Source organism: Symbiopectobacterium sp. (genome assembly GCF_047692315.1).
Taxonomy (GTDB): domain Bacteria; phylum Pseudomonadota; class Gammaproteobacteria; order Enterobacterales; family Enterobacteriaceae; genus Symbiopectobacterium.
Genome location: NZ_JBLLJS010000013.1, coordinates 72,942 through 87,297, shown reverse-complemented (window position 1 = coordinate 87,297; position 14,356 = coordinate 72,942). Strand labels below are relative to the sequence as shown.

The 14,356-nt window shown below is 53.9% G+C and carries 11 protein-coding genes and 2 pseudogenes; 5 read left to right on the top strand and 8 right to left on the bottom strand.

The features are described 5' to 3' along the window. Positions 1–45: 45 nt before the first annotated feature. Together ACMZI0_RS07050 and ACMZI0_RS07045 are read right to left on the bottom strand one after the other, a co-directional pair. The gene (locus ACMZI0_RS07050) at positions 46–498 is read right to left on the bottom strand and encodes a GNAT family N-acetyltransferase (protein WP_415672424.1); all 453 of its coding nucleotides are present in this window, start codon (positions 496–498) and stop codon (positions 46–48) included. Between the two features lie 114 nt (positions 499–612). After that, on the bottom strand, positions 613–2,145 hold the full coding sequence (locus ACMZI0_RS07045) for an aldehyde dehydrogenase family protein (RefSeq protein ID WP_415672423.1): 1,533 nt from the start codon (positions 2,143–2,145) through the stop codon (positions 613–615). A gap of 296 nt (positions 2,146–2,441) precedes the next feature. On the opposite strand from ACMZI0_RS07045, the gene fdhD reads away from it, so the two are divergent. The 3 genes and pseudogenes from fdhD (at position 2,442) to ACMZI0_RS07030 (ending at position 6,445) form a co-directional block, all read left to right on the top strand. Beyond that, positions 2,442–3,254 carry a formate dehydrogenase accessory sulfurtransferase FdhD gene (gene fdhD / locus ACMZI0_RS07040; RefSeq protein ID WP_415672422.1) on the top strand — a complete coding sequence of 271 codons (813 nt, stop codon included), beginning with the start codon at positions 2,442–2,444 and terminating at the stop codon, positions 3,252–3,254. 285 nt (positions 3,255–3,539) lie between these two features. After that, on the top strand, positions 3,540–4,163 hold the full coding sequence (gene sodA / locus ACMZI0_RS07035) for a superoxide dismutase [Mn] (RefSeq protein ID WP_415672421.1): 624 nt from the start codon (positions 3,540–3,542) through the stop codon (positions 4,161–4,163). Positions 4,164–4,637: 474 nt separating this feature from the next. Beyond that, positions 4,638–6,445 (top strand): annotated as a pseudogene (locus ACMZI0_RS07030) (methyl-accepting chemotaxis protein). A gap of 111 nt (positions 6,446–6,556) precedes the next feature. Here ACMZI0_RS07030 and ACMZI0_RS07025 read toward each other — a convergent pair. The 3 genes and pseudogenes from ACMZI0_RS07025 to ACMZI0_RS07015 all read right to left on the bottom strand — a co-directional run. After that, positions 6,557–7,090: an MltR family transcriptional regulator gene (locus ACMZI0_RS07025; protein WP_415672420.1), complete on the bottom strand. Its 534-nt coding sequence runs from the start codon at positions 7,088–7,090 to the stop codon at positions 6,557–6,559. A gap of 24 nt (positions 7,091–7,114) precedes the next feature. Further along, entirely contained in the window at positions 7,115–8,269 is a 1,155-nt protein-coding gene (locus ACMZI0_RS07020; RefSeq protein WP_415672492.1) for a mannitol-1-phosphate 5-dehydrogenase, read from the bottom strand. Between the two features lie 65 nt (positions 8,270–8,334). Continuing rightward, positions 8,335–9,329, bottom strand: a pseudogene (locus ACMZI0_RS07015) (PTS sugar transporter subunit IIA); the annotation flags it as partial. A 37-nt stretch (positions 9,330–9,366) separates the two neighbouring features. Here ACMZI0_RS07015 and ACMZI0_RS07010 point away from each other — a divergent pair. Further along, a complete protein-coding gene (locus tag ACMZI0_RS07010; RefSeq protein ID WP_415672419.1) occupies positions 9,367–9,771 on the top strand; it encodes an aminotransferase class III-fold pyridoxal phosphate-dependent enzyme in 405 nt (134 codons plus the stop codon). 191 nt (positions 9,772–9,962) lie between these two features. On the opposite strand, the gene ACMZI0_RS07005 is transcribed toward ACMZI0_RS07010, so the two are convergent. Further along, positions 9,963–10,271, bottom strand: a complete 309-nt coding sequence (locus tag ACMZI0_RS07005) for an addiction module antidote protein (protein WP_415672418.1) — start codon at positions 10,269–10,271, stop codon at positions 9,963–9,965. Positions 10,272–10,686: 415 nt separating this feature from the next. Between ACMZI0_RS07005 and ACMZI0_RS07000 the strand changes: the two genes are divergently transcribed. Next, positions 10,687–11,166 (top strand): hypothetical protein, encoded by a 480-nt coding sequence (locus ACMZI0_RS07000; protein ID WP_415672417.1) that lies wholly within the window; start codon positions 10,687–10,689, stop codon positions 11,164–11,166. 55 nt (positions 11,167–11,221) lie between these two features. Here the strand turns inward: ACMZI0_RS07000 and glyS are convergent, their stop codons facing one another. Both glyS and glyQ read right to left on the bottom strand, forming a co-directional pair. Continuing rightward, entirely contained in the window at positions 11,222–13,291 is a 2,070-nt protein-coding gene (gene glyS / locus ACMZI0_RS06995; protein WP_415672416.1) for a glycine--tRNA ligase subunit beta, read from the bottom strand. Between the two features lie 5 nt (positions 13,292–13,296). After that, positions 13,297–14,211 carry a glycine--tRNA ligase subunit alpha gene (gene glyQ, locus ACMZI0_RS06990; RefSeq protein ID WP_415672415.1) on the bottom strand — a complete coding sequence of 305 codons (915 nt, stop codon included), beginning with the start codon at positions 14,209–14,211 and terminating at the stop codon, positions 13,297–13,299. Between the last annotated feature and the right edge of the window lie 145 nt (positions 14,212–14,356).

The window sequence follows — 14,356 nt, the reverse complement described above, 5'->3', positions numbered from 1 at the left end:
GTTCTGGAAATATCATTAAGTCAGATATCTAGTAATCCACTAACATCACAACGCTAATGAGTAGACGCGCGATGATTCGCCCCACGGGTGATAACCAGTCCCCGCATACACAAATCCCGCTTGCTCATAAAATCCAATCAAATCGGTACACAGATGAAGATGGGAAAAACCGTGCTTTTTAGCTTCATTGGCGACATGGCGGATCAATTGGCGAGTATGGCCGCGAGAACGACAATCAGGTTCCACATAAAGCGCACACAACCACGAGTAGAGCTCCATCCGACTGATAAAATCATTGGTAATCAGCCCTGCACAGCCAATAACCCGCTCATCTTCAACGAGCAGATACCATTGCGGCAACGGATTATCCGCCGTTAGCGAGCGTTCAATCGCATCCTGATACAGCACCATCGTCTCTTCGGATGCCCAATGTTTCTGAAAATAAGCCGTAGCAATTGCGGCCCAGCGCGGTGTTTCACGCACAGAAATTATCTTCACACAACGTTCCTTCGTGATAGAACAAAATGCAACGCCCGTTGTAGACGGGCGTTTATCCACGGTAACACCCGCGGTCTACTTATACGCAGCCGCAAGGTTGATAGCAACAAACCGTCAGAATAACCCGAGCGGTTTGTCGGAGTAACTTACCAGCAAGCATTTAGTTTGCTGGTAGTGCTCCAGCATCATCTTGTGATTTTCACGGCCAATTCCCGACTGTTTATAGCCGCCAAAAGCCGCATGTGCCGGGTAAGCATGGTAGCAGTTGGTCCACACGCGCCCCGCCTGGATACCGCGTCCCATACGATAGGCTATGTTACTGTTACGGCTCCACACCCCAGCCCCCAATCCATAGTGGGTATCGTTGGCGATCTCCAGCGCATCGTCCATGGTTTTAAACGTGGTTACGGCGAGCACTGGACCAAAAATTTCCTCCTGAAACACGCGCATGCTGTTCTTGCCGAACAGCACGGTCGGCTCCAGATAGTAGCCCTGCGTCAATGCGTCCGGCAACGCTTTACGCCGCCCACCAGTCAGAATCCGCGCGCCTTCCTGTTTACCGACTTCAATATAATCAAGGATGGTTTTCAGTTGGCCTTCCGATACCTGTGCCCTCATCATGGTCTGGCTGTCCAGTGGGTTACCAATGCGGATGGCTTCGACTCGTTTTATCGCCCGTTCCATAAAACGGTCATAGATGGATTCCTGAATCAATGCCCGGCTTGGGCAGGTACAGACTTCCCCCTGGTTAAAGGCAAACAGCGTGAAGCCTTCCAACACTTTGTCGAAATAGCTGTCTTCTTTGTCCATGACATCAGCAAAAAAGATATTGGGGGATTTCCCACCCAGCTCCAGCGTCACGGGCACCACATTGCGTGCCGCATAGCTCATGATTTGTTGCCCAACTTCGGTGGAACCGGTAAACGCCACTTTCGCGATGCGCGGCGATGTCGCCAGATACTCACTAATCTCACTGCCAGAGCCATTCAAGACGTTGACCACGCCTGGCGGCAACAAATCCTGAATCAGTTCCATCAGCACAGAGAGCGGCGTCAATTTTGCCGGTTTAAGCACGATGCAGTTGCCTGCCGCCAGCGCCGGAGCCATTTTCCAGCATGCCATCAGCAGGGGGAAATTCCATGGAATAATCTGCCCCACCACACCCAGCGGTTCGTGAAAATGGTAAGCGACCGTATCCTTGTCGATTTCACTGATAGCCCCTTCCTGCGCGCGGGCACAGGCGGCAAAGTAGCGGAAATGGTCGATCGCCAGCGGAACATCAGCCCCTAACGTCTCACGAATCGGTTTCCCGTTATCCCAGGTTTCCGCATACGCCAGCAGTTCCAGGTTCTCCTCCATGCGATCCGCAATGCGGTTCAGCAGCAAGGCACGCTCCTGTACCGACATCGCTCCCCACTCTGCCTTGGCGTCATGGGCTGCATCCAGCGCATGATCGACATCACGCATGCCGGAACCGGCGACTTCACACAGGGGTTGTCCGGTGACAGGCGTCAGGTTAACGAAATAGTCGCCACTGACCGGAGGCACCCAGGTGCCGCCAATAAAGTTGTCATAGCGTTTTTTCAAATTGAGGGGGTGAGCATAGGTGCCGGGCGCAACCCGGTCTTCAGCGGTGTGATGTGCCATTGCGGTCTCCTTTTCTTCGCCGTACGGTTGCGCGGCCTGGCCGCGATGAAAACAGAGCCAATATGCAAAAAATTGCTAACATCAAGGATGGTTTACCAAGCGTATACACAAATCGGCTTTCCTGCCGCGCTGTTTAGCGACTCTTCGATGAAACGCACACTTTACTGTGCATATACCCCATTTTGTGCCCTGTACCACAGGAAAATCGTCACTTTCCACGATAAAACTCGCATCGCACCCGGTGGGGTGAAATAATGGCTTTCTACTCCAGAATGAATACCTTATGGGGATAACACGTGGAAGAAGCGATCCCTGCGCTCGAGGGCACATGCCAGCGAACGGTACGCCATCAAGGCAGCCTGTCTCAGGCCAAAACTGACTGGCTGGCGGAAGAAGTGCCTGTCGCGCTGGTGTACAACGGTATTTCCCATGTGGTGATGATGGCCACGCCAAAAGATCTGGAAGCCTTTGCGTTAGGCTTTTCCCTGTCGGAAGGCATTATCACGTCGCCACAAGAGATTTACGGCATGGACGTGCAGCCGGTCTGTAATGGTATTGAAGTCCAGATAGAGCTCTCCAGCCGCCGCTTTGCCGGGCTAAAAGAGCGCCGGCGCGCCATGAACGGCCGAACCGGCTGCGGCGTCTGCGGCGTTGAACAGTTGGAAGAGATCGGCAAGCCGGTCACACCGCTACCCTTCACACAAACCTTCTCGCTGAATCAACTGGGCAGTGCATTAAAGCAGCTGACAGACGTGCAGCACATCGGCCAGTTGACTGGCTCTACCCACGCGGCAGCCTGGCTCTCCAGCGACGGCAACATTTTGGGCGGTTGCGAAGATGTCGGCCGCCACGTTGCGCTCGATAAACTGTTGGGCGTTCGCGCCACACGCCCCTGGCAATCTGGTGCCGTGTTGGTTTCCAGCCGTGCCAGCTATGAGATGGTACAGAAAGCCGCGATGTGCGGCGTCGAGATCTTGTTTGCCGTCTCGGCGGCGACGTCGCTCGCCATCGATGTGGCTGAGCGTTGCAACCTGACGCTGGCGGGCTTTTGTCGCCCAGGTCGGGCGACCATTTATACGCACCCGCAGCGCCTGCACGACAGCACATGAGGTAAGCGCGGATAGATTAATCTGTTTTTAGCTTAGGCAACAATGATATAACCGTTTGTTTTCCGGGGGTAAACGTGCGAACTCCGTGTGATTGCGGCGCGAATAATCGTTTTCAAGATCATTTAATTAACTATAATGAACCTCATGATTACGCGACGCTAACAAACGGTTGTTTGTTAACCACCACCGCTTGAGGCGTGCCGTACCTGACTATCACGCGCGCGCCACAACGAAGACCAAGCACGCTCGCGATTATTTAGTAGTACAACTATGGAGATGATAAATATGAGTTATTCACTGCCATCCCTACCTTACGCTTATGACGCGCTGGAACCGCATTTCGACAAACAAACGATGGAAATCCATCACTCTAAGCACCACCAGGCTTACGTCAATAACGCTAACGCAGCGCTGGAAAGTCTGCCGGAATTCGCTAGCCTCTCCGCAGAAGAACTGATCGCCAAACTGGATAAAGTGCCAGCAGAGAAGAAAGCGGCACTGCGTAACAACGCAGGCGGCCATGCCAACCACAGCCTGTTCTGGAAAGGCCTGAAACTGGGCACCACGCTGGGCGGCGATCTGAAGGCTGCTATCGAACGCGATTTCGGCAGCGTTGATGCATTCAAAGAAAAATTTGAGCAAGCTGCTGCAACCCGTTTCGGTTCAGGCTGGGCGTGGCTGGCGCGCAAAGAAGACGGAAAACTGGCCGTGGTATCCACCGCTAACCAGGATAGCCCGCTGATGTGTGAAGCCATTTCTGGTGCCTCCGGTTACCCGATCGTCGCACTTGACGTGTGGGAGCACGCTTACTACCTAAAATATCAAAACCGCCGTCCGGATTACATCAAAGCTTTCTGGAACGTGGTGAACTGGGATGAAGCTGCTGCGCGTTTTGCTGCCGCTAAATAATCAGTCCTGAAGGCAGAAAAAATAAATAAAACCGAAATAAGATTTTGTTATTTCGGTTTTATTTGCTTTCTACTAGCTGACTCGATTCATCTTTCTTACATTTAAACAATTAAAAAATTTTTTAAAGGCGTATTTTTCATTTATGCTGCCGGGGTTAACTCGTCGAAATCATGCTGTGTTTTGTGCTGCCTCCTTTGCCGCACACGCTGCCTTGTACCCTGATGATGGCGATTAACACCGCATCAGATGGCAGTCCCTGCTGTCTGAAGTAGGCAGTCTATCCCATCCGGAATTTTACCATGGGAAGGTGAATACGGTTTGTACGGTGCAATACGGTACATAGCCACACGCTGACACGGAGCTTGTCTTTCTTTCCTGACGTGCCTTCAGCCTGACACCCCACCGCACGGCGTGAGCCTGTGCGCTCCCCGGATAGACGCCATTGTTTGGCTTCACACACAGTGGAAAAACAGAATGGCTATCAAGTTTGAAAATATCAACGTCGGTAAGAAATTAGGGCTGGGGTTCTTTTTAGTATTGCTGTTAACCGCGCTGATTGCCGGTGCAGGAATTAACTACGTTGAGTCGTTACAAGAGAGTATTCAGAAAGTTAATTTAAGTAATCAGATTAATACCGAGGTTAATCAGGCCAAATATTATCGTGCATGGTTTGGTGCCAACTACGATCTGAACGACATCAAACAAAACAGTATCCATATCGACAACATCAATACCCTGGTCGCACAGGCCAAGACGCTAAGCTGGTCCGCTCAGGATATCAAAACGCTCGATAGCATTGCGACCACGATAAACAGCTACAAGCAGCAGCGCCAAAACTATCTGGATGCCGTTACCACCAAAGATAACGTCAGAAAAAGCTGGAGCCTGGACGGCACAGATGAAGCGATGAGCAAGCTTGACGACCAACTGCGCGCTACGGGCGATAGCCAGTCGCAGCAACTGCTGCTGGCCGATTTCAAAACTAAGCTGATGACGGCGCGTTTCCATCTGGACAACCTGCTACTCGAACGCACCAAAGCAGCAGAGGAAACGCTGACTGATCCCATCAATGAAGCGCAAACGGCGTTGACCTTCCTGAGCTATAGACTTTCCGTTGAGCAACGGGAAACGTTGGACCCGGTTCTGACCACCATGAACCATTACGAAGAGCAGATGCAGCAGGTGCTCTCTTACATGCTGGCTTACCAGAAGGAGATGGAGAGCGTCAAACAGATGAACGACATCGCCGTCGCACTGGGCGGTCGCATCACGGAGCTCCTGAACGCGCAGTTGCAGCAAACCGACCACAACGTGCGTACGTCAGAAATCCAACTGACCATAACGGCATTGATCACCCTGTTGGCTGGCCTGATGATCGCCTGGTTCATTTCGCGACAAATCACCGCGCCGCTCACCCATACGCTCACCATCACCGAGCGCATCGCCACGGGGGATCTGACCATGAACATGTCGACCTCGCGCCGTGACGAGCTGGGCCAGCTGTTGAACGCCATGGCAAAAATGACGGCAACCTGCACCAAATGATTGATGACATTCGCGTCGGCGTCGGCCAAATCTCCACTGCCGCCAGCGAGATCGTCGCTGGTAACACTGATCTCTCTTCTCGCACCGAGCAGCAAGCCGCAGCCGTGGAGCAAACGGCTAAACAGAGCGGCGAACAGGTGGGCCATATGGTGCAAACCATGGTGGATATCGAACAAAGCTCCAAGCGCATTGCCGAAATCACTTCGGTTATCAACAGCATTACCTTCCAGACCAACATTCTGGCGCTGAACGCAGCGGTCGAAGCCGCGCGTGCCGGAGAGCAAGGACGCGGTTTCGCCGTGGTGGTCGCTGGTGAAGTGCGCAATCTGGCACAGAGCAGCTCACAAGCCGCCAAAGAGATCGAAGGGTTAATCAGTGAGTCAGTCTCGCAAATCAGTCAGGGAGCCAATCTGGTCACCAACGCGGGCAAGACCATGGATAACATCGTGAAATCGGTAACGCAGGTACACGATATTATGGGTGAAATCGCCACCGCTTCTGAAGAGCAGAGCCGTGGCATTGCGCAGGTCAGTCAGGCGATGGCGGAAATGGATGGCACCACTCAGCAGAACGCCGCGCTGGTAGAACAATCCGCCGCAGCGGCTAACTCGTTGGAAGAACAAACGCAGGTGTTGACGGAAGCGGTATCGGTATTTCGCCTTACACAACCCGTAAACAGCGCCAATGCTGCAATAGGCTATGGCGAACGCCCCGCACAGCTCGACTATCAGCGGTAAGTATCAACAGGCCAAGCGTAGAATGCGGTTAAAATAAAATTTGGCGTAACAAAACGGGCAGGTGCGTTAAGGGTAATAACGCACCGCCCGTCAACATTGTGAACCACAGACTTAAAAAGCTTTTTTGAGGCTAATCTGCAAGATTAACGCCGTCAAAGAAAGCACCAGCGTGGAACGCACCACCTGCTGATAACGCTGCTGCTGCATCGGGATCAGCAATGGATCGGCAGGCTTACTGCCAGCCAGCATCTCTGGAGGTTGAGGCAACGCGGTGACACAATGCAGCTCGATAATCGGCCCGAGGATTTCATCATCCGTGAAGCGATAGTCGCTTTCGTCGTGGAATAACTCTTCCCCCAATGCCATCACCAGCTCTGCATCTTCATACTCTTTACGGCTGATCACGCCCAGACCGTAAATCAGCTTCAAACGCACGGAGAGATCCCCTAACGGGCCGCTGCCGGTCATTAGCGGCTCTACTGCGTATTTCACCGCGTAATCGTCTTTGCGGAAGATCTGCAGCATAAGAATACTCACGGCTTCCGCCAGCAGCTCAACCGCTTTCAGCATAAAGCTGCGCACCGTCTTCGCCGCATTGAGGGATTCCAGCACGCGATTCTCAAAGGCTTGAGTTTCTTCCATCATAACGTCCCTGCCGAACGGCGCGAATTATTGCATGGCGTTATACACACTCACTGCTTGCTCCACAACCTTACTCTGCGCATCCAGACCAGAAATTTGCACCAACGCAGCCTGTGGCCCCACTTTCTCCAGCAGCGTCGCCAGTTCCTGCGCCTGCGCCTGCGGATCCTGTTCGCTGCGATAATGCATTGCCGCCGCGATGCCGATAATCAGGTTATCATTTGGCAACTGGTATTCCAGCGTGCCCAGCAGCGGTTTGATCAGGCGATCGCCTGCGCTGAGTTTACGCAGCGGCTGACGCCAGACACGCCCAACATCGTCGTGCAGATAGGGGTTTTCGAAGCGACTCAAAATCTTGTTGATGTACGCGGCATGCTTCTCGGCATCAAGACCGTAGCGTTTAATCAGCACTGCCCCGCTCTCTTCCATCGCACCGCGCACCACAGCGCGCACCTCTGTATCCAGAATAGCATCTCGGATCGTCTGATGACGGGCCTGCTGCCCCAGATACGCGGTAATGGCGTGACCAGTATTGAGTGTAAACAGCTTACGTTCAACGAATGCCATCAGATTGTCGGTTAATTCCATACCTGCGATCTGCGGTAGCGGCCCGACGAATTGGGTTTGGTCCACAATCCATTCACTGAAGGTTTCTACCGTCACGGCCAAAGGATCGTCCTGGCCCGCTTCCACCGGCGGGACAATGCGATCTACCGCCGAGTCAACAAAACCAACATGCTCGTTGACCCACGCTTGTGCGTTCTCCGGCAGATGCTTCCATACGTGTTGTTTTAACTGTGTGGTGCCGCGTACCATATTTTCGCAAGCGATGATATTCAGTGGACGCGTATTGCCCAGCGCATGGCGCTTCACCAAACCTTGAGCGATGGCACCCGCGATTTTTTCGAGAATTTGCGGCCCTACCGCTGTCGTCACCAAATCGGCCTCGGCAATCAGCGCCACGGCCTCCGGGCTTGCGCTGTACACCGCGCTAACGTTGCTGACCGTTTCCAACTGCGCCTGTTCGCCGACCACTTTCACCTGATACTGCTTACGGCTGTTGATGGCATCCAGCAGCGGCTGGTTCACATCTGCAAAGGTGAGTTCAATGTTGGCGTCCGCCAGCAATTTTCCGATAAATCCGCGTCCGATATTTCCGGCACCAAAATGTAAAGCTTTCATCATGCGTTAACCTTTAAAAACAATGGCAAAAAAAGAGGCCGCCCGAAGGCGGCGCTGCCGATAAATCAGGCACTCTTTTTCTCGGAGAGCAGGTCTAGCACTTCCTGCACATCCTGGGTCTGCGCCAAACGGGCAATCACCGTGTCGTCGTCCAGCGCATTGGTCAGGCGGGTAATCACCGCAATATGTTCATTATTACGCGCCGCTATACCGATAACCAATTTTGCGACGTCATCTTCATCATCACCGAAGCGAACCCCCTGCGGATATTGGCAGAAGACGATGCCAGTTTTCAGCACGCGATCTTTGGTTTCAATGGTGCCATGCGGCACAGCGATGGATTCGCCCAGATACGTTGAAGTCAGCTTTTCACGCGCCAGCATCGCATCCACATATTCCGGCTCAACATAGCCGCCTTTAACCAGTTGTTCGCCGGCAAAGCGAATTGCCTGCTCTTTGTCGCTCGCCTGCAAGTTCAGGAACACGTTCGCAGCGCCCAGTTGGAACAAGCTTGCTGCTTCTGGCGCTGCCACCCGCTGGCTGAACGGCTGCCAGACTCCCCACCAGATCGCTGTGCAACTGGCTGTCGAGGAAATTAGTCAGCGAGATATGCTGTGCTTGCGGCGCATGACGCATGGCGCGCTCGGTCAAATCACGGTGAGTGATCACCAGACCGACATCATCAGGCAAGTTGTTGATGGCGCTGTTAGTGACGGATATTTGCGTTAAGCCCGGCGTCCTGCACTTTCTTGCGTAGCACACCCGCCCCCATGGCACTGGAACCCATGCCTGCGTCACAGGCCACAATGATTTTGCGCACGGTGCTCAGATCGCCGCTGATGCCGGTTGGTACCGAACCGCCTTTGGAGGCCGCTTTCATCTCTTGCGCACGGCGTGTGGCTTCATCCAGATCGTCACCTTCTTTGGCCTTGGTGCTTTTCAGCAGGATAGCTGACACCACGAAGGAGACGGCAAACGCCGCGGTAATCGCCACGATATTGGCAAAGTAGGCCCCTTTCGGCGTCATCGCCAACACGGCCAGAATAGACCCCGGAGAAGCCGCCTATCTGGAAAACCGTGATGCGCGTGGGTTGCTGATGACGGGCTTCACCTATGGCGGCCATCTGTTGGCCTGCTCCGCCGGGCTGGCGGTACTGGATATTGTGGAACAGGAGAATCTGCCTGCCAATGCCGCACACATGGGAGAATACTTGCTGGGTCAACTGCTGCCGTTTGAATCACGCTTTCGCTCCGTGGGCAACGTGCGGGGCAAGGGGCTGATGCTGGCGCTGGATCTGGTGGAAGACAAAGCGGGCAAGCGATCATTAGCGCCGGATAACGGCCTGGCATTTCGCATTGCAGAAGCGGCACGCGATGCCGGAGCGGTGGTGCGCCCGGTCGGACCGAAACTGATGCTGGCTCCGCCGTTAACCATTGATAAAGCAGGTTGTGATACGCTGGTGATGGCTCTGCAAACGGCGTTTGAGAAGGAAGATAGATAGTGCCTTGGCACTGGAAGCATTAGACATCTAAGGCAAGTATTTCTGTCAGTACGAGAGGTCAACGAGTGGATTAAATCCTGTCAACACAAAGCAGAAAGGCACCTTTTTGGCAAGACAGAGATATCCTGTGAACTAACATTATTGCGTTTGACATCAGAGGATGTAGCGCCCGATTAAGTCAGGCGCTTCGCTTAGGCACTTGCAAGTACAGAGAACTGGAAACCCGTTGCATGAACGACACTGCGGAGTGTTTTCAATGTTGGGTTGCCAGTCGGAGAGAGAGTGCGGTATAGCGATTCACGTGATACACCGGCTTTCTGGGCGACCATAGCCATTCCCCCTCGAGCTTCAACCACATGACGCAACGCGAGTAAAAAGGCTTCCTGACCGCCATCTTCGTCCATATCAAGGAACGCCTGATGCAGATAGGCCTGAGCAAAGGCCGGATCTTCTCGGAGAGCATCCACCATTACATCATCATATAAACGTTCTTTAGCCATACATCACCTTTTTAAAACCATCCAGTTGATCCGTGAAGGGGCCTTAGCTTTCTGAGAGTTTCCCCAAAAATCGTCTAGGGACTTTTTAGAATTGTTCAACGGTGCACTACAGCTTGAACTTAACATGCATAGATTAAACCCCTTGCGACCCCTCACCGATAAAGATATCTTCTAGTGGCACCTGCAAAATCAGGTGCCGGGATTAGCCTCCTGAATGACTTCACTGACGACACAAAGCGCGTCTGCGCTTTGTGTCGTGCGCTTAGTTACATCTCAATGGTGGGCCGGGCGGGGGCGTCGCAAGACGCGCCGGTGTCAGTGAGGCCGGTAAGGCTAACTCCGTCCGGTTCCACCACCCGCAAGATTAGCCTCTTCAGTGGTGGAAGATATTTTATTACTCACTGAAGGCTGCCTTATGGCTACAACCCCAACCCAGACTCACCCTTTACTGGACATTCCCTTTAGCGCCACCACGGATTTCACCGTTTTAGCTGTCCACTGCGAGCGCTTCGCCGACACTCTACTAGAAAGCGACGATCCCACGCTCAAGATTGCGCTGTGCGGGCGACTTACGGCTTATCTTACGCTGCTGCGCGCTACACTCAATGCGCCTGTTCCACCGCATTTAATCGAAAGCCTCACCGTCGATGTCCTTCCTGTCACACGTCCTTGTTTTGAGCCGGATACTGAATCACTCTGCGACTACTGCATGACGTTGGCACAGTTGGTGACGGAGCGGGCGCTATCGTTGGAGGCAGAAAGGGCGCTAACAGGGTTACTGGCGGAACTGGTTTGGTTCTTTTCCGCTGAACTCAAAGCCCCACGTTGGGTACGAACAGAGAACGGTGTGGAGAGTATCGAGATGAACAACAGGGAGAATGTTTTGCCGATATAGTGTCTGTTATCCTCCGATTTCGCGGAGGATACAAAAACAACAGGCACTAAAACCTCTACTGCAATACGGAAATATCCGCCACTTTCAGGAACAGGTTACGCAGTTGGTTAAGCAGCGTCAGACGGTTGAGGCACACGCTTTCGTCTTCTGCGTTTACCATCACCTTATCGAAGAAGTTATCAACCGGTTCACGCAGTTCGGCCAGTTCCGCCAATGCTTCCTGATAACGCCCTTCGGCAAACCAGGGTGCCAGCTTGCTTTCCAGCGCGGTGACATAGGTCGCCAGTTGAATTTCCTCTTTCTCTTTGAGCAGAGAAGCATCAACGTTAGCTTTCAGCGTATCGGTGGATTTCGCCAGAATGTTAGACACACGCTTGTTGGCAGCAGCCAACGCAGTGGCGGCGTCCAGCGAGCGGAAGTGGCTCACCGCTTTCACACGGGCGTCGAAATCTGCCGGGCGCGTCGGGCGACAGGCCAGTACCGCCTGAATGGTGTCCACGCTATGACCTTCTTCCTGATACCAGGCGCGGAAACGGCCCAGCATGAATTCGATCACGTCATCGACCACTTTGGCGTTGGTCAGCTTGTCGCCATACAGACGTACCGCTTCTTCCGTCAAGGTTTGCAGATCGAGCGGCAGCTGTTTCTCAACGATAATACGCAGAACACCCAGCGCAGCACGGCGCAGAGCGAACGGGTCTTTATCCCCTTTCGGGTGTTGGCCGATGCCGAAAATACCCGCCAGCGTATCCATCTTGTCGGCAATCGCCAATGCGCAGGCAACGCCAGAAGCAGGCAACGCATCTCCGGCAAAACGCGGCTGGTACTGTTCGTTCAGGGCAACGGCAACGTCTTCGGCTTCACCGTCGTGACGCGCGTAGTGCATCCCCATAACGCCCTGGGTGTCGGTAAATTCGAACACCATGTTGGTCATCAGGTCGCACTTGGAAAGCAACCCTGCGCGCCCAGCGTGTGCCACATCAGCACCGATCTTCTCAGCCACCCAACCCGCCAACGCTTGAATGCGATCGGTCTTGTCACGCAGCGTACCCAGTTGCTGTTGGAACAGCACGGTTTGCAGACGCGGCAGATGGTCTTCCAGACGCTTTTTGCGGTCGGTGTTGAAGAAGAACTCGGCATCCGCCAGACGCGGGCGCACCACTTTCTCGTTACCCGAGATAATCTGCTGCGGATCTTTGGATTCAATGTTGGCCACAAAGATGAAATTCGGCAGCAGCTTACCGGCGTTGTCATACACCGGGAAATACTTCTGGTCGCCCTTCATGGTGTAAACCAGCGCTTCGGCAGGCACCGCGAGGAATTTCTCTTCAAAGCGCGCGGTCAGCACCACTGGCCATTCCACCAGTGACGTCACTTCTTCCAGCAGGCTTTCGCTCAGATAGGCATTGCCACCCATCTGACGCGCAGCCGCTTGTGCATCGGCTTTGATCTGCGTCTTACGCGCTTCGTAATCGGCGATAACCTTGCCGCGCTCCAACAGGATGCTCGGATATTGGTCAGCGTTATCAATAGTAAATTCGGGTTCGCCCATAAAGCGATGGCCGCGAACGGTGCGAGCGGATTCAATGCCCAGCACCTTGCCGGGGATCAGTTCATCACCCAGCAGCATCGTTACCGTATGCACCGGACGCACAAACTGGGTTTCTTTGTCGCCCCAATGCATCAGTTTTGGGATCGGCAGTTTCGCCAGCGCGTTAGCGACCATATCCGCCAACAAACCCTGCGCGCTTCCACCTTTTACCTGTGCACGATAAAGCAGCCATTCGCCTTTGTCCGTCGTCAAACGTTCCGCCTGATCGACAGTGATACCGCAGCCGCGCGCCCAGCCTTCAGCCGCTTTGGTCGGTTTACCCTCGGCGTCATACGCCTGAGCAATGGCCGGACCACGTTTTTCAACTTCGTGATCCGGTTGCGCAGCGCTCAGTTGCGCCACTTTCAGCGCCAAACGGCGCGGCGCGGCAAACCAGCGCACATCGCCGTGCGTCAGCCCGGCATTATCCAGTTCAGTGGTGAAGTTGGCGGCAAAGGACTCCGCCAGAGAACGCAGAGCCTTCGGCGGCAGCTCTTCCGTGCCGATTTCCACCAGAAAAGTCTTGTCAGTCATCGCTGTTAGCTCTCTTTCTTATTACACATCGGGAAGCCCAGCGCTTCACGGGAAGCGTAGTAGGCTTCGGCCACCGCTTTGGTCAGCGTGCGAATGCGCAGGATATAGCGCTGACGTTCGGTAACGGAAATGGCTTTACGCGCGTCCAGCAGGTTAAAGCTGTGCGCGGCTTTCAGAATGCGCTCGTAGGCAGGCAGCGGCAGCGGTTTTTCCAGCGCCAGCAGCTGTTGCGCTTCTTTCTCGTACTGCTCGAAGCAGGTAAACAGGAAATCAACGTCGGCGTATTCGAAGTTGTAGGTGGATTGCTCCACTTCGTTTTGGTGGAACACGTCACCGTAGGTGGTTTTACCCAGCGGGCCATCGCTCCACACCAGGTCATAGACGCTGTCTACGCCCTGGATATACATCGCCAGACGTTCCAAACCGTAGGTGATCTCACCGGTAACCGGCTTGCACCCAAGACCGCCCACCTGTTGGAAGTAGGTGAACTGTGTGACTTCCATACCGTTCAACCACACTTCCCAACCCAACCCCCAGGCACCCAGCGTCGGGTTCTCCCAGTTATCTTCCACGAAACGGATATCGTGAATGGTCGGGTCCAGCCCAAGCTCTTTCAGCGAACCAAGGTACAGCTCCTGAATGTTATCCGGTGACGGCTTGATGATGACCTGAAACTGATAATAGTGTTGCAGGCGGTTTGGGTTTTCCCCGTAACGGCCGTCGGTAGGACGACGCGACGGCTGCACATAGGCGGCGGCAATAGGCTCTGGCCCCAGGGCGCGCAGACAGGTCATCGGATGAGAAGTGCCAGCGCCGACTTCCATATCCAAGGGTTGGACAATGGTGCAGCCTTGGCGAGCCCAGTAATCCTGCAACGTCAGGATCAGGCCCTGGAAGGTCTTGGTATCAAACTTTTGCATGTCAGATTCACGCGATACATGTGGATTTATATGGAATTTACCAGTATACCCTCTGAGTGCAAGATATACAGCCAGAATACTGCAACAACTTCATTTCAGCGGCACTTTATTGATGTTGAGGGCGGTTTCACGGCGGCGTGGCCCC